Genomic DNA, 15,489 nt, shown 5'->3' with positions numbered 1-15,489 from the left:
TTTTATGCGATGCTTAAAGGCGGAGCTTAGCACTGCCGTGTCTGTTTGACCGTTTATCTCGCAGAATTTTCAACAAAAATATCGAAATCGCTGACTTTTCAACAGAAAAAGGAGCTGCCCCAAAACTTTCGTTTTGCAACAGCCCCATTTAGTATGAAAATTTAAAAAATCGAGACCGCCGGCGATTGCCGGCGGTCTCTTTTCACTCGGATCAAGCCGTCTTCATATGAAGCCTGAGCCGATCCGAAATCATAGCGATAAATTCGGAATTTGTTGGTTTTCCTCTTGTATTGTGGATTGTATATCCAAAATAGGAATTCAAAATGTCAACATCCCCGCGGTCCCAGGCGACCTCTATCGCGTGGCGAATGGCTCGTTCCACGCGGGACGCCGTGGTATTATATCTTTTTGCCACGCTGGGGTACAACTGCTTTGTCACTGCATTTATAATATCGGGAGTTTCAATGGCCATAATAATGGAATCGCGCAGATAGTGATAGCCTTTGATGTGCGCCGGAACACCGATTTGGTGAAGGATCTCAGTCACCTGTATCTCAAGCGAAGGCTCCGTACCCGAAACCGGCTGACTTTTTACCGGAATATTCAGACCATTCATTCCGCAAAGCTGAACGATCCGTTCCGCCAAATCGGCGGCATCAAACGGAGAAATCGCAAAATACGCGGCGCCTGACATCATTACCTCACGCTCCAACGTCGGGCTTGTAAAATTTGAGACAATCACAAAAAGAGGTTTTGCTCCGGGGACTTTGGTCCGGATTGCTTTCATGACACCAATTCCGTCCAGCCTTGGCATAAACAAATTCGCCAGAACCACATCAGGCCGAACCGATTCGATTTTTTCAAGAAGCTTCATTCCGTCTTTCTGCGCATAACTCACTTCCAACCCAGAACTTTCAAAAACTCGACCATAATCGTTGAGAAACTCCGTGCTGTCATTTGCTATGAGCAATTTTATACGCTTTTCCATATTTGATCCCCCTAATTGATTTATTATAGCGATATAATACCATATATTGGAAAATTTGGCAATAGATAGATGATATTTTTTTACTTTTAGGGGAAAAAAATAAATATTTTAAGATGCTTTCGAATTTGCGGCGGATTCAACCGTTTTCGCTTCAACCAGCATATTTTCCGCGAATACCCCATACCCGCGCGTAGGATCGTTGACAAAGACATGCGTAACGGCACCGATTAATTTGCCGTTCTGAATAATTGGGCTTCCGCTCATTCCCTGAACGATACCGCCTGTCTGGGTGACTAATCCGCTGTCAGTAATATGAAGGACAAGATTTTTACTCTGAACCTGATCTCTGTAGTCGATTCTTTCTATCTCTGCATCATAATACTTGGGAATCCCCCCGTCAATGGTAGTCAGAATTTTAACTTTTCCTGTTTTGACGTCCTGTTTCATGGCAACCTTCAATGCGCTGCCTTCAGGCACGGACTCAAGATACCCGTAAACACCGGTGGTGACATTAGCAACAAGTCGGCCCATCGCGTTGCTGTCGGTAAAATATCCGCGAAGTTCTCCCGGTTTTCCCTTTAGACCTTTTGTAACACCGTTAATGGTAACCGGAACAATGTCGCCGCTTAAAAGCGGCATTAGTTCGCCTGTATCAGAATCGCAGATTCCATGCCCCAGCCCTGCAAAACTTTTGGTTGACGGATCATAGAAAGTCAAGGTGCCGATTCCTGCCGTACTGTCTCGTACCCAAAGACCAGCTTTGTAAAGCCCATCGGTTTCGGACCGAACAGGTTTTAGTACCACAGTGGACAGGGTGCCGTTGCGCCGGATGGAAAACCGTATGCTTTTTCCCTCGCAGTTTTCCACATCTTTTGCAACCTCGCTGTTGGCGTCGACTTTTTTTCCGTCAACTTCTGTAATGACATCCCCGATTTTCAGTCCCGCCTGCGCGGCGGGATTCACGGAGCCGTCTGAGGTCTGAATATCCGCAAGCCCTACAATGACCACGCCGTCTGTAAACATTTTTATTCCAAACGGTGTGCCGCAGGGCACGACGCAGGTCTGGTCGACAATGCTGACGTCCACAGCTTTAATGGGAATCACATTGTAAAGCATCATGGTTCCCTGATAGGTCTTTGGATATGGGACGCCTGCGCTGGCTGTCACATCACTGTCGCCGACAACCGTAATCGCACCGGACAGCCACTCCAGATGGCTCCCGTTGGTCACGGTGTAGGAATTGGGAGTAAAGTAATCCGCCGTTAAAAGAACCACTGCCAGCAAAAGTTCCAGGACGGCGGCGGATGCGGTAAGCATTGAAATTAACTTTTTCAAAAATTTCACCTCCCTTGCGCCGCAATATTACTCTGCTCACAAGAAAGGTTTTTTATGTTGTCAAATCTGTTTTTATTTTCCAAGAAACGGAAAACGAAATAGGATTTCTCCATTCGTCGCCAAACGTACCGGATATTTCAAAAGGTGGAAACAAATAAACATGGATGAAAAATGAATATCTCAGTCTAAAAACGGCATTTTATATACAAATGTATTTTTACCGAACTTCTGCCTGAAATTCCTTTCTCAATCATTTTTTTGAAAATTTTTCAGCCGGTGTGCATTCTTTGGAAGGCCAATATTACCAGACACGGTTTTCTCTCTCACGGGAACACTACTCTGTGGGAGGTGACTGGGTATGATTCCAAATCATTACGGCTATCAAAATTATCCGTTCGGCATGGGGCTGCCTGTTAATCAGGATGCCGATGAGAGCTATTTTTTGTCTTTGCCGGAAGAAACACAGCAAGAACTGTTAAAACAAAATTTTTCTGAACAGGAATTTCATGATCAGTTGGAACAATTAAAGGAAAAAAGATAGAAATAAAAAAGCAGGCGGCCCTGATAGGGCCGCCTGCCGCTTTTTCTTCTAGTTTAGCTTTCAAATCCGGAAACGCGAAACCATCCGGTCCAACAGTTCCGCCTGTGCACTCAGTTCCTCACTGGAAGCCGCGCTTTCTTCCGCCGTGGCCGAATTCGACTGAACCACTGAGGAGATCTGTTCCACCGCACGGGAAATTTCCGTAATCGCCTCGGCCTCTTTTTCAGAGGCTTTTTCTATTCCGCGAATCGTTTGGCTGATTCGCTCCTCCTTTGCCGCCGCCTCCTGAATCGCATGCGCGGTTTCCTCCGCGATCTGTGAACCATGCCGCACGGTTTCAATGGAACGGCCGATCATCTCAGTGCTCTGCTTTGCGGCCAGCGCGGAGCGCGCGGCAAGCTCCCGAACCTCCTGTGCGACCACTGCAAATCCTTTGCCCGCTTCTCCCGCCCTGGCGGACTCAACAGAGGCATTCAAAGCGAGCAGATTCGTCTGAAACGCGATATCGTCAATGGTTTTGATGATTTTTTCGATTTCGCCGGAGGACGTGCTGATTTCCTCCATTGCAGAAAGCATCTGCCTCATTTTTTGGTCACTTTCGTCCATACTGTCCGTGGCGTTTTTAATATATTCCGTAATTTTCCGAACGGCGCCCGCGGTTTCCGATACCTTTTCTGAGATTTCTTCCATGGACGCGGTTAGTTGTTCCGAAGTTGCCGCCTGTTCCGCAGCCCCGCGGGATAAGACCTGCGCACCGTCGGAAACCTGCTCCGCACCCGCGTAAACCTGCCCCGCGGACTGGCGGACCTGCCGGAATGCATCGTTCAGCGATCTGCCGATTTCCTCCATAGAATCACGGATCGGGAGAAAGTCCCCAATGTAATCGACGTTAATCTCTTGCGTAAAATCGCCCTGAGCCATATGGGAAAGATAGTCGGTGATATTTTCAATCATGGCGCGCATCGCCTGTACCGTCCGTTCACAGGCGATGGACAGCGTTTCCGTTTCATCCCCTGAGCGAACCGGCTGCACCGGTGTCGTGAGATCCCCTGTGGAAAGAAGGCGCAGCCGTTCCGTCGTCGTCTGAAGCGGTTGGGTAATTTTTTTTGCCATCCTTGCGGCAAGCAGAATGGCGAGCAGGGTAACCAGAAGCGTCAGCACCGTCAATTCCGCTAACGTAATGAGCCTTGACCGGTTAAAATCAGCGACCATTGCATCGACGTCGTCTTCATACACCCCGGTGCTGATATACCAATGAAAAGGCTTAAATTCCATCGTATAAGCGCGTTTTAGTACCGGCTGGGCCACACCCGGCTTCGCAAAATAAAACTCCGAATATCCGCCGTTTGTCTGATTTCCGGCCGTGATCAGATTTTTAATGTAATAAGTCCCGCGCTGATCCTGATCATTCATGCGTTGAAGACCCTCATATTTCGGATCTTTATGGGCGACGCAGACGCCGTCGGCGGAGTCTGCCCAAAAATAGCCATCCTCCCCGTTATAGCTTGCGGCGCGAATGATGGAGACGCAGTTTGTGACGGCCTGTGATTGAGTAAGCTCCCCGTTCTGGTAACGGTCGTAAACCGCTTGAAGCAGACTGACAACCGTCTGTGTCTCGCTGCGAATGTTCGTGTCGTAATCACTTTTCATTAATTGAATGGATTTATTGTAGCTCTGGTCAAGCTTGTAATAAGTAAGAACCATCTGCGCCAGCATGGTTGCGCAGAGCAGCAAACCGACCATCAGGATCAGCTTGCCGCGAAGCTGTAGTCTTTTCTTAAACTTGTTGCTTTTTTGTAATGCTCTGTTTTGTTTCATAAACAAAATCCTTTGCTGTTTTACTTTTTTCCCCAAAATATGTAATTAAATTTGTAAATAAATGACTGTTTTCTTATCATATCACGCGCCACTCGGAACTAACAATCAATCGGAGAATTAAAAAAATTATGTAATTAGGCCAAAAAAAGCGCCCTTTTTCAAGAGCGCTTTACTTCCTTTTATCAGGAAAGCCGTGTTTTAAAATCTTCATAGCCGAACTGCCGCACCATGCGAAAGCCCTCGGATTCGCCGTACAGCAAAATCGCCGGCAGACCGATCCCGTTAAACGTGTTGTTTTTCACCATGGAGTAAATTGCCATGTCACAAAACACCAGACGGTCGCCGGGCTTTAAAGGCTCCCGAAAGGAATAATCTCCAATCACATCTCCCGCCAGGCAGGTCGGCCCGCCCAGACGATACGTAAACGGCAGTTCCCCCGGCCGGCCCGCGCCCACAATTTCCGGTCGATAGGGCATTTCAAGGACGTCCGGCATGTGGCATGCCGCGGAGGTGTCCAGTATGGCGATTCCCATCCCGTTTTCCGTTACGTCCAGTACAGTGGAAATCAAAAAGCCCGTATTCAGCGCGATTGCCTCTCCGGGTTCCAGATAAACCTGCACGCCGTATTTGTCCCGCACCCTGCGGATGCAGTCTTTCAGCAATGCAAGGTTGTACCCCGGCTTTGTAATGTGGTGCCCGCCGCCGAAATTCACCCATTTCATCGCGGATAAAAACCGGCCGAATTTCTCTTCAAATACGCGCAGCGTACGGTCGAGCGTTTCCGCGCCCTGTTCGCACAGGGTATGAAGGTGAAGTCCCTCAACCCCGTCCAGTTCTTCCGGCCGGAAGTTTGAGAGCGTAACCCCCAAGCGGGAAAATTCCCCGCAGGGGTCGTAAATACCGGTTTCAATCTCGGAATACTCCGGATTGACCCGAATTCCGCAGCTGATTTTCCGCGGGCATTCCCGCACTGCCGCGCGGTACTTTTCCCATTGGCTGAACGAATTGAACACGATATGGTCGCTGTATTTTAAAATCTCCCCAAATTCGTCGTCCCGATAGGCCGGCGCATAAATATGGACTTCCTTTCCCATCTCTTCCCGCGCGAGCCGTGCCTCAAACAGAGAGCTGGAAGCCGCGCCGTCCAGATACTTCCCGATCAGCGGATAGACGGAAAACATCGAAAACGCTTTCTGCGCCAGCAAAATCCGGCAGCCGGTCTCTTTCCGGACGGAGTCGAGAATTCTCAGGTTCTGGGTCAGCAGCTGCTCGTCAACCACATAGCACGGGGTGGGCGGAATCATCGGGTCAAACCCTGCCTCCTGCCGCATCAGTCGATCAGCTCCGGCGCGAAATCCTCGTGCCAGGCAAGGCCGCACCGGTTCATCGCCTCCATGAACGGGTCGGGATCAAATTCCTCCACATTGTGAACGCCCGCTTTTTTCCATTTTCCGGTCAGAACCATCATCGCGCCGATCATCGCCGGAACTCCGGCCGTATAAGCGACGGCCTGGCTGCCGACCTCGCGGTAGCATTCCTGATGATCACAGATATTATAAACGTAATAGGTACGTTCTTTTCCGTCTTTTACACCCTGAAAAATACATCCGATGTTGGTTTTGCCTTTGGTTCTGGGGCCGAGGGTGGACGGGTCCGGCAGGACTGCTTTCAAGAACTGGAGCGGCACGATCTGTTTTCCCTCGAATTCAATCGGCTCAATCGACGTCATGCCGACGTCCTCGAGCGCCCTGAGGTGGTCCAGATAGCTCTGGGAAAATGTCATCCAGAAGCGGATACGCTTGATACCCTTCATATTCAGCGCGAGGGACTCAAGCTCCTCGTGGTGCAGCAGATAAATGTCTTTTGGGCCGATCTGCGGCAGGTCGTATACTCTTTTAATCTCCATCGGTTCCGTTTTTATGAACTTCCCGTTTTCAAAGTAGCTGCCCTTGGCGCTGACTTCACGGATGTTGATTTCCGGATTGAAGTTCGTCGCGAACTTATACCCGTGGTCGCCGGCGTTCGCGTCGACAATGTCGATAGAGTGAATCTCATCAAAATAGTGCTTTTGCGCATAGGCGGAAAAGACGCCGGTTACGCCGGGGTCAAAGCCGCTGCCCAGCACCGCGGTAACGCCCGCTTTTTCAAAGCGGTCCCGGTAATCCCACTGCCATTTATATTCGAAATGCGCGGTTTCCGGCGGCTCATAGTTCGCGGTGTCAAGGTAGTCCACCTTTGTTTCCAGGCATGCGTCCATGATGGTCAGATCCTGGTACGGCAAAGCCACATTGATGACGATGTCCGGCTTTACCTCCCGGATGAATTGAACAAGCTCCGGCACCTTGTCCGCGTCCACCTGCGCGGTTTCCACTTTCGTTCTGCCGCCGTCCAATTCTCTTTTTAACGCGTCGCATTTGCTCCTGGTGCGGCTCGCGATGCAGATTTCCTCAAAAACATCGGGGTTCTGGCAGCATTTGTGGGCCACAACGCTTGCCACGGCCCCCGCTCCGATGATCAGTGCTTTCCCCATTCTCTAAGTACCTCCTTTATCCTACTCTTCTTCCTTAAGCGGCTCTACCTTTTCCAGCAGGCCGTTCACATAGGTCGGCAGCGAAAACGCGCCGATGTGCAGCTTTGTATTATAGTATCGGGTCGCAAGACCCAAACGATTCCATTCCTCCGCATTTAAATCCTCCACCGGGCGGTATTTTTTAGAGGCAAATCCAAACAGCCAATGACCGGAGGAATAGGTCGGAATGTGCGCCTGATAAACGCGGCTGATCGGAAATGACTGCACGATTCTCTGATGTGCTCGCTGCATGGCGACCGCGTCGTTGCGGTAAAACGGGCTTTCCTGCTGATTGACCAGAATTCCGTCTTCCCGGAGCGCCTTGCAGCAGTTGCCGTAAAATTCCTTGGTAAAAAGGCCCTCCCCCGGCCCGAACGGGTCGGTCGAGTCCACCAGAATCAAATCGTACTCGCTCCGTATGTCGCGAACATAGCGAAGTCCGTCTTCAAAATAAATGTGCACCCGCGGGTCGTCCAGTCTGCAGGCGGTCTGCGGCAAATATGCCTTGCAGGCCTCCACAACCTCCCGGTCGATTTCCACCAGGTCAATCCGCTCAATACCGGGGTACCGCGTCAGCTCGCGCACCGCGCCGCCGTCCCCGCCCCCGATGACCAAAACGTGTTTCGCGTGCGGGTGCACGGCCATCGGCACATGAGTGATCATTTCATGATAGACAAATTCGTCCTTTTCCGTCAGCATCATAAAGCCGTCCAGTGTCAAAAAGCGGCCAAACTCCGGGGATTCGAAAATATCGATCCGCTGGAATTCGCTTTGACTGCTGTACAGCTGGCGGTCGACCTTAATGGAAAAATGGACGTTCTCCGTATGTTTTTCGGTAAACCACAATTCCATCGTCAACCCTCCTTCATAACCTGTATCGTTTTCAAACTTACATCCCTCATTCCGGTCAGCATGGCGCCCTTTTCATCCGCATACAGGATATACTCCACGATTTCAGGGGTAATTCTTTCCCCCGGCGCGATCACCGGAATTCCCGGCGGATAGCACATGACGGATTCCCCGCTGATGCGGCCCGCGCTTTGTTCCACCGGAACAGGCTCCTTTTCGGCGTAGAACGCCTTCTGCGGCCTTTCGACCACCTGGGGCCTGATGTATTCCTGCGTAAGCAAACCGGATTTGTCACGCTCGTAGCGGCGCTTGATTTCAGAAAGCGCCGCGACCAGCCGTTCCGCGTCAAGCGACCGGTCCCCCATGGAGATGTAGGCGAGAATATTGCCGATGTCGCCGAATTCAATCTGTATGTCGTATTCGTCGCGGAGCAGGTCGTATACCTCGATTCCGGCAAGACCGATATCCAGCGTATGAACAGACAGCTTGGTCACGTCAAAATCAAAAACGCTTTCTCCGTTGATCAGTTCGCGCGAGAACGCGTAATATCCGCCGATGCGGTTGATCTCCGCGCGGAGGTATTCCGCCATGGCAATGACGCGGCGGAACGTCTCCACGCCGTGCAGCGCAAGATTTCTGCGCGAAACGTCCAGCGACGACATCAAAAGATAAGAGGCGCTGGTGGTCTGTGTCAGATTGATGATCTGGTCAACATAACTTTCGTCCACCGCCGGGCCGGTAAGTAAAAGGGAACTCTGCGTCAGGGAGCCGCCCGATTTATGCATGCTCACCGCCGCCAGATCGGCGCCCGCGGCCATGGCGGACACGGGAAGCCCTTCCCCAAAATAAAAATGCGTGCCGTGCGCTTCGTCTGCCAGCACAAGCATGTTGTGTTCATGAGCCAGCTTCACAATGGATCGTAAATCGGAACAAATCCCGTAATAGGTCGGATTATTGACAAAGACGGCCTTGGCGTCCGGATTTTCCTCGATTGCCCTCTTTACGTCGCCGAGCGACATTCCAAGAGAGATCCCAAGGCGCCGGTCAATGCCGGGATTGACGTAAACCGGAACCGCTCCGCACAGAATCAGCGCGCTGATCGCGCTGCGGTGCACATTGCGCGGCATAATGATTTTCTCACCCTTTTTACAGGCGCTCATGACCATGCTCTGCACCGCGGAGGTCGTGCCGTTTACCATGAAAAAGGCATGGTGCGCTCCGAAAGCATCTGCGGCGAGCTCTTCCGCCTCCCGGATGACGGAGGAGGGATGGCAGAGATTGTCCAGCGGCTTCATCGAATTCACATCAACCGTCAGACATTTTTCACCGAGGAACTCCCTGAGTTCGGGGTTTCCCCTGCCGCGCTTGTGGCCGGGTACGTCAAACGGAACGATGCGCATATCCTTAAAGCGGCTCAGGGCCTCCAGCAGCGGAGCCCGCTCCTGCCCCGTCAATGATCGGCCCCCGTGGAATCGTCATAAACGTTTGCCCCGCTGAAAATTTCGATCATTTCTCTGCGCAGGCTTTCCGTAATGGTCAGGCGCAGCTTCGGCGGAAGCTCATAAACATCCGTGTTAAACAAATAATTCTGCAAATCAATATCCTTAATCAATAATTTCGTATGAAACAGATTCGCCTGATAAACGTTGACATCAATCGCATCGTATTTTAACAGAGTTTTGGCGTCGATGTAATCCTGTATGGACGCAATCTTGTGGTCGATAAACAGTTTTTTGCCGCTGAAATCACGGGTAAAGCCGCGCACGCGGTAATCCGCCGTGATAATGTCGGAGTCGAAGCTGCCGATCAGGTAATTGAGCGTATTGAGCGGGGAAATCTCTCCGCAGGTGGAAATGTCGATGTCCACCCGAAACGTCGCGATCGCGTTGTCCGGGTGATATTCCGGATAAGTGTGCACGGTCGCGTGGCTTTTATTCAGATGCGCCACAACCTCGTTGCCCGGGCCGCGGAGAACGCCGCGGCCCAGATTGCAGGAGCTGTCGATCTGGTCCGGCGGAAACGCCTGCTCGGCGATCAGAAATGCGACGCTGGCCCCCTGCGGATCGTAGTCCTGCTTGCTGACATTCAACACCTGCGCGCCGATCATCTCCGTCACGTGGTAAAGGATATCGGTCAGGCGCTCCGAGTTGTACTGTTCGTCTATATAAGCAATATAATCGCGCTGTTCCCGCGCGCTTTTTGCGTAGCAGACATCGTAAATGTTAAAGCTGAGCGATTTGGTGAGATTGTTGAAACCGTAGAGTTTCAGCTTGTTTTCCAACCGTAACACCCGACCTTTCCAAAATTATTTATTATTAGAAAAATCATGATTTTTTCAAAAAAACCACTGAAAAATCATTGTATTCCATGAATTTCACAAGTTTAGCTTAAAAATTCTTCGTAATTCTTTGATTTTCATGTTTTTCTTGATAAATTCACTGTAAAAAATCAATATATATTATATACAGAAATCCCTAATAGTCAAGGGAATTTCTCGGATTGCGGGATAAAATTTAAAGATTCATCAGATGAACAGATGGAAGCGCGCATTCCGGAACCGCAAAATACCGGCCCCGTTTCCGGAGCCGGCCTTCGTATCTTCCTGCAAAAGTGATTACGACTTGTCTTTCACGGGGGAAACTGTCATTCTCACCCCAAACGCAATGATTGCAGCGCCTACTGACACGTTTAAGGCCGTCAGGACAGTGGGCGGCAAAAAAGATCCGACGGTGCGGCCCAAAGCCGCCACGGCACCCAGGAAGAACAGCGTCGCCAATACGCAGCCCGACCCGAAAAGCAGCAGATTCTTCGTGCCGGAATCCGACCGGGCAACTTTTGCTGAAAAAACTCCGCTCCAGAATACGATGGTTAAGGGATTGGAAGCCGTTAACAGGATTCCCTGAAAAAAAAGATTTGACTCGTTTGAAACGGAAAAAAGAGATATTTGCGGCAGCAATTGAAAATGAAACGCGCCAAGGGCCAGATTTAAGCCAAATACAATCAGGATGATGCCGCCGAACAGGCGAACCGCTTTTTGCACCCGGTTTCGCCTGAGCAGCGCGGAAACACCGGCCACGGCCAGCCCGATATACGCGGCATCAACCAGGGCGACGGCTAGAATCAGCAGCAGCGCCCGCCGGAATCCGCGGCCGAGGGAAGTCTGAAATACCAGAAGGCATACCGGCCCAATGGAAAGCTGCAGCAGCATGCCGAAACGAAGCCCCTGCATTACCAACTTTGCCAAGCCGCCGCGAATCATTTTCCTCACCTGCTTTCAAGGTGTATTTTGCTATTATAGCATATGTGGGGACCAAACTCAACCGGAACCGGTCCGCTCCAACGTTGAACGGCCTTCGGGAACATGCTATAATGGAAAACAAATCAGCCGGAATCTGCCGGCAAATCAAGTAACGATAAGGAAGGAATCAGGATGCAACTGATGCGGTTTGAGCGCAGCGGGGAGCAGCGGCTCGGAATCCGGACGGAAAAAGGGATCATCGACTGCGTGCGCCGAGGCGTCGGGCGGGAAAGCCCCGTCGTCCATGGAGGAGGTCATTTCAGGCGGTGACGCCGCTTTGCAAACTCTGCGCCGGCTCGCCGGCTCTGGCGCGGCGTCTGTCCCGGAACCGGGAATCGCTTATCTTCCGTGCGTTACAAAGCCGGAAAAAATTCTCTGCGTCGGCCTGAACTATAGGAACCACACTTCCGAAATCAGGATGGAGATTCCAAAATACCCGGTCTTGTTTAACAAATACAACAATGCACTTGCCGCCCACCGGCAGAGAATTTCCCTTCCCAATACGGCGGAGCAATTCGATTACGAGGCCGAACTGGTCATCGTCGTCGGCAAAGAGGCGCGAGACATTCCGAAACAGGAAGCGTTGTCCTGCGTATTCGGGTATGCGCCCGGCAACGATCTTTCCGCGCGCGATCTGCAGTTCCGCACGCATCAATGGCTCCTTGGCAAAACCTGCGACGGCTTTGCACCCGTCGGACCGTGCATCACAACGGCGGATGAAATCGGCGACCCGCAGTCTTTGAGAATCGAGAGCCGCGTCAACGGCGAACTGCGCCAGTCCGGCAACACGTGTGACATGATTTTCGACTGCGCGACTATTGTCAGTTACATTTCTCAGTACATGACGTTAAAGCCGGGAGACCTGATTTTTACCGGCACGCCCTCCGGCGTGATTCAAGGGATGCCGGAAGAAAAGCGGTGCTGGCTGAAAGCCGGGGACGAGGTTCAGGTTTCCATTGAAAAGCTGGGTACCCTTTGGAATGAAATGGCATGACCGGAAAAATAATTTTTGAGGGATGAGTTTCACGGCATCCGATTTCAGAATTTCAGAGCATTGGGCTAACTATGAAACCGGAATCGAGAATCCGGACGGCTTTTTACAATTTAAAATCAGTGATTTTGTAAAGGCAACACTGAGTTTAATCGTCCCAAACGGCTGCATTCTTGATTTAGGGTGCGGAGATGGGCGCCATTCCTTTTATTTTTACAGGCATGGCTTCCATACCTATGCCGCCGACATCAATTGTAAAAGCATACGAAAGAACTGCTCAAAACTTGGGTTCACGGCTTTATCCATCAAAGAATATTCATTTACAAAGATTCCGGAAAAAGCCAATTTTTTCGATGCCGTTTATTGCATGTCAGCCCTACATCACGCATGCAGAAGAGACATTGTTGCCGCAACCGGAGAGATCTACAGAGTCCTTGCCCCCGGAGGCATTTTTGTCTTTGATTTTCTCACACGCTACGATTCCTCGTACGGACTCGGACGAGAAATAGAAGAAAATACTTTTCTTGGATCCAGAGAAGGGGAAGCCGAAATTCCTCATCATTACACAGATGAAAAAGAAATAGAAACCCTTACATCCGACTTTTCAGACGTAAAGGTGCAAAAATCAATTTATTCCTACACTTATGACGGACGGAGTTTAGCGGAAAAGGTGTTCGATGTCATTGCGGTAAAATAGGCTGTTTCAATTGTTTTTTGTCATTTAACATCAAAAGAGAAGAACGCTGATCACATTCCTCTCTTTTTCATTCAAACTGACTTAATCCACGATCGTTCTGCTAAGCGCCTGATTCAAATCCCAGATCAAGTCGTCCGGGTCCTCCAGGCCGACTGAAAGTCGGATGGTGTCCGGGCCGAAGCCGGCGGCCTTTTGTTCCTCCGGCGTCAGCTGCTGGTGCGTGGTCGTAGACGGATGGATCACAAGCGACTTCGCGTCGGCCACGTTTGCCAGCTGGGAAAAGATTTCAAGGCTGTCTATCACTTTTTTCGCGGTGTTCACATCCCCCTTGACCGAGAACGTAAAAATGGAACCCGCTCCTTTCGGAAAATACTTTTTTGCCAACTCATAGTATGGATTCCCTGACAGCAGAGGATAATTGACTTCCTGAACTTTTGAATTTTGGGAAAGAAATTCGGCTACCTTGATTGAATTTGAAACATGCTTCTCGACCCGCAAAGAGAGCGTTTCCAAGCCCTGCAGAAATAAGAAAGCGTTAAATGGAGACAGGCATGCGCCGAGGTCACGCAGCAGTTGTGCGCGAATCTTCGTGCAGAACGCGAAGCCGCCCAAATTCGCAAAGCAAATGCCGTGGTAGCTTTCGTCCGGCTCGGTAAAGCCCGGGAACCTTCCGTTTTTCCAGTCGAAGTTTCCGCCTTCGACGATGACTCCGCCGATGGAAGTGCCATGCCCTCCAATAAATTTGGTCGCGGAATGAACCACTACCGCCGCGCCGTGCTCCAAAGGACGGAACAAATATGGGGTTGCAAACGTATTATCCACAATGATCGGTACGCCGTGCTTTTCCGCGATTTCCGCAATCGCATCGAAATCAATGATATGAATGGAAGGATTTCCGAGTGTTTCAAAATAGATTGCTTTTGTTTTTGGCGTAATCGCCTTTTCAAAATTGCCGACATCATCCGGATTTACAAATACGGTATGAATCCCGTATTTCGGCAGCGTATGAGCGAATAGGCTGTAAGTTCCGCCGTAAAGCGTGCTTGCGGACACGATTTCATCGCCGCTTTGGGCAAGGTTTAAAACAGCATAGGTGATGGCCGCCGCACCGGACGCCACCGCGATGGCCGCCGTTCCTCCTTCCAGCGCGGCGATTCGTTTTTCGAAGACTTCCGTTGTCGGGTTGGTCAGGCGGGAATAAATGTTGCCTGGCTCTGTCAAGGCAAAGCGGTCTTCCGCCTCCGTTGTGTTCTTGAAAACATAGGAGGTCGTCTGATAAATCGGAACCGCCCGGGCACCCGTCGCCGGGTCCGGCTCTTGCCCTGCCTGCACCTGTAAAGTATCAAAGCCAAATTCTCTGTTGCTCATAACTTAACTCCTTTTTTAATCATTGCTGTTTTCGTTCCTTAAAACAGATATAAAAAAGACCGGCAGAAACATTTCTGACGGCCCGGTTTTCTATTCTGTTTGCAAAAGCATTTACAATAACAGAACAGATCGGGCCTGACGCATTCCGGGCATAGCAAAGCACAGGATGCCGCACATTCCTCGCATCATTTTCTTATTACTTCTGCCGTGCATAAAATCCATCTTGAAAGCCCCTCTCTTAATATTAGTATTTATATATGTTATGTAAGTATACTATTCTATTTTCAGGCATTTGTCAAGCATTTTTCATACTGGAAACGCTTCAAGGCACTTGGAGCTTTCCCACACTTGCAGCCGCTTCTCATCCCCTATCCAATCCCCGCACGGGAAGTAAAGTGAAAGTTGAAGCATTTTCTGGTGTGGGAGGGAATCAAGTGGGGGGTGCAGGGTGGGTTGGCTCACCTTTTCTGTTCATCGCTAAAGCTCTTCTGAACCCCGAAATCACAGACGGGGTTTCATTTGAACAGTTACCCCCGGCGAAGCCGGGGGTTCTTCCTATGCGGGCAAAGCCCTGTTTTACCGGCAGTGCCTCAAGGCGCTTAGAGCTTTCTTACGCTTGCAACGGTACTTCTCACCCCCTGCTCCCTCCCGCACACAAAGCCGAGCAGAAGTCGAAAGCGATCCGATGCGGAAGGGGGGGGGCGAGACCCCCGGCATAGGCGGGGGGGTTAAAGGTCACAAAAAAACTCCTGCTACAGTTGCTGCTGTAGCAGGAGTTTATAAAATGTCGGCATCACCTATTGTTCCGGGCCGTTGCCAGCCAAGTATCTTCGGCGCAGATGAGCTTAACTTCCGTGTTCGGAATGGAAACGGGTGTACCCTCATCGCAATCGATACCAACTATTTTTGGGGCACAAAACGTACCCTCAAAACTGAACAAAACTTGAAGCAGAAAAAGGGAATGAAATGAACGGGCGAACCAAAAATATGGTCAAGCCCTCGGCCTATTAGTACTGCCAAGCTGAACACGTTACC

13 protein-coding genes and 1 rRNA gene are annotated in these 15,489 nt (G+C 50.5%); 3 read left to right on the top strand and 11 right to left on the bottom strand.

Translation table 11 applies throughout. From position 1 onward, the window contains the following. Positions 1-211: 211 nt before the first annotated feature. Both spo0A and spoIVB read right to left on the bottom strand, forming a co-directional pair. On the bottom strand, positions 212-988 hold the full coding sequence (spo0A, locus tag ACLQ3M_RS01900) for a sporulation transcription factor Spo0A (protein ID WP_411676015.1): 777 nt from the start codon (positions 986-988) through the stop codon (positions 212-214). 108 nt (positions 989-1,096) lie between these two features. Then, complete coding sequence (gene spoIVB / locus ACLQ3M_RS01895; RefSeq protein WP_411676014.1) at positions 1,097-2,332, bottom strand: SpoIVB peptidase; 1,236 nt, start codon at positions 2,330-2,332, stop codon at positions 1,097-1,099. 349 nt (positions 2,333-2,681) lie between these two features. Here spoIVB and ACLQ3M_RS01890 point away from each other — a divergent pair, with 349 nt between their 5' ends. Next, on the top strand, positions 2,682-2,864 hold the full coding sequence (locus ACLQ3M_RS01890) for a hypothetical protein (protein ID WP_411676013.1): 183 nt from the start codon (positions 2,682-2,684) through the stop codon (positions 2,862-2,864). A gap of 60 nt (positions 2,865-2,924) precedes the next feature. Here the strand turns inward: ACLQ3M_RS01890 and ACLQ3M_RS01885 are convergent, their stop codons facing one another. The 7 genes from ACLQ3M_RS01885 to ACLQ3M_RS01855 form a co-directional block, all read right to left on the bottom strand. Beyond that, on the bottom strand, positions 2,925-4,682 hold the full coding sequence (locus ACLQ3M_RS01885; RefSeq protein ID WP_411676012.1) for a methyl-accepting chemotaxis protein: 1,758 nt from the start codon (positions 4,680-4,682) through the stop codon (positions 2,925-2,927). A 182-nt stretch (positions 4,683-4,864) separates the two neighbouring features. After that, positions 4,865-6,013, bottom strand: coding sequence for a carboxynorspermidine decarboxylase (nspC, locus tag ACLQ3M_RS01880; protein ID WP_411676011.1), 1,149 nt, complete (start codon positions 6,011-6,013; stop codon positions 4,865-4,867). Next, positions 6,013-7,212 (bottom strand): saccharopine dehydrogenase family protein, encoded by a 1,200-nt coding sequence (locus ACLQ3M_RS01875; RefSeq protein ID WP_411676010.1) that lies wholly within the window; start codon positions 7,210-7,212, stop codon positions 6,013-6,015. Before ACLQ3M_RS01875 ends, nspC begins: the two co-directional genes overlap by 1 nt. 21 nt (positions 7,213-7,233) lie before the next feature. Beyond that, positions 7,234-8,103 carry a polyamine aminopropyltransferase gene (gene speE, locus ACLQ3M_RS01870; protein WP_411676009.1) on the bottom strand — a complete coding sequence of 290 codons (870 nt, stop codon included), beginning with the start codon at positions 8,101-8,103 and terminating at the stop codon, positions 7,234-7,236. A 2-nt stretch (positions 8,104-8,105) separates the two neighbouring features. Next, positions 8,106-9,554: an aminotransferase class I/II-fold pyridoxal phosphate-dependent enzyme gene (locus tag ACLQ3M_RS01865; protein ID WP_411676008.1), complete on the bottom strand. Its 1,449-nt coding sequence runs from the start codon at positions 9,552-9,554 to the stop codon at positions 8,106-8,108. Next, a complete protein-coding gene (speD, locus tag ACLQ3M_RS01860) occupies positions 9,551-10,390 on the bottom strand; it encodes an adenosylmethionine decarboxylase (RefSeq protein ID WP_411676007.1) in 840 nt (279 codons plus the stop codon). The genes ACLQ3M_RS01865 and speD overlap by 4 nt, the downstream gene beginning before the upstream one ends. Positions 10,391-10,714: 324 nt before the next feature. Next, on the bottom strand, positions 10,715-11,359 hold the full coding sequence (locus ACLQ3M_RS01855; RefSeq protein ID WP_411676006.1) for a LysE family translocator: 645 nt from the start codon (positions 11,357-11,359) through the stop codon (positions 10,715-10,717). A 187-nt stretch (positions 11,360-11,546) separates the two neighbouring features. Here ACLQ3M_RS01855 and ACLQ3M_RS01850 point away from each other — a divergent pair, with 187 nt between their 5' ends. Then, a complete protein-coding gene (locus tag ACLQ3M_RS01850; protein WP_411676005.1) occupies positions 11,547-12,392 on the top strand; it encodes a fumarylacetoacetate hydrolase family protein in 846 nt (281 codons plus the stop codon). A gap of 22 nt (positions 12,393-12,414) precedes the next feature. Further along, positions 12,415-13,086, top strand: coding sequence for a class I SAM-dependent methyltransferase (locus ACLQ3M_RS01845; protein ID WP_411676004.1), 672 nt, complete (start codon positions 12,415-12,417; stop codon positions 13,084-13,086). An 81-nt stretch (positions 13,087-13,167) separates the two neighbouring features. Here ACLQ3M_RS01845 and ACLQ3M_RS01840 read toward each other — a convergent pair whose 3' ends face one another. Both ACLQ3M_RS01840 and rrf read right to left on the bottom strand, forming a co-directional pair. Then, positions 13,168-14,454 (bottom strand): O-acetylhomoserine aminocarboxypropyltransferase/cysteine synthase family protein, encoded by a 1,287-nt coding sequence (locus ACLQ3M_RS01840; protein ID WP_411676003.1) that lies wholly within the window; start codon positions 14,452-14,454, stop codon positions 13,168-13,170. 785 nt (positions 14,455-15,239) lie between these two features. Next, positions 15,240-15,355, bottom strand: a 5S ribosomal RNA gene (gene rrf, locus ACLQ3M_RS01835). Between the last annotated feature and the right edge of the window lie 134 nt (positions 15,356-15,489).

Source organism: Caproicibacter sp. (genome assembly GCF_046707225.1).
Lineage (GTDB): Bacteria > Bacillota > Clostridia > Oscillospirales > Acutalibacteraceae > Caproicibacter.
This window is presented reverse-complemented; position numbering and strand designations above follow the sequence as displayed.

Coding starts and splice junctions, on each gene's coding strand:
- spo0A (WP_411676015.1), bottom strand. CDS start 988: ATGGAAAAGCGTATAAAATTGCTCATAGCAAATGACAGCACGGAGTTT.
- ACLQ3M_RS01890 (WP_411676013.1), top strand. CDS start 2,682: ATGATTCCAAATCATTACGGCTATCAAAATTATCCGTTCGGCATGGGG.
- ACLQ3M_RS01885 (WP_411676012.1), bottom strand. CDS start 4,682: ATGAAACAAAACAGAGCATTACAAAAAAGCAACAAGTTTAAGAAAAGA.
- nspC (WP_411676011.1), bottom strand. CDS start 6,013: ATGCGGCAGGAGGCAGGGTTTGACCCGATGATTCCGCCCACCCCGTGC.
- ACLQ3M_RS01875 (WP_411676010.1), bottom strand. CDS start 7,212: ATGGGGAAAGCACTGATCATCGGAGCGGGGGCCGTGGCAAGCGTTGTG.
- speE (WP_411676009.1), bottom strand. CDS start 8,103: ATGGAATTGTGGTTTACCGAAAAACATACGGAGAACGTCCATTTTTCC.
- ACLQ3M_RS01855 (WP_411676006.1), bottom strand. CDS start 11,359: ATGATTCGCGGCGGCTTGGCAAAGTTGGTAATGCAGGGGCTTCGTTTC.
- ACLQ3M_RS01845 (WP_411676004.1), top strand. CDS start 12,415: ATGAGTTTCACGGCATCCGATTTCAGAATTTCAGAGCATTGGGCTAAC.
- ACLQ3M_RS01840 (WP_411676003.1), bottom strand. CDS start 14,454: ATGAGCAACAGAGAATTTGGCTTTGATACTTTACAGGTGCAGGCAGGG.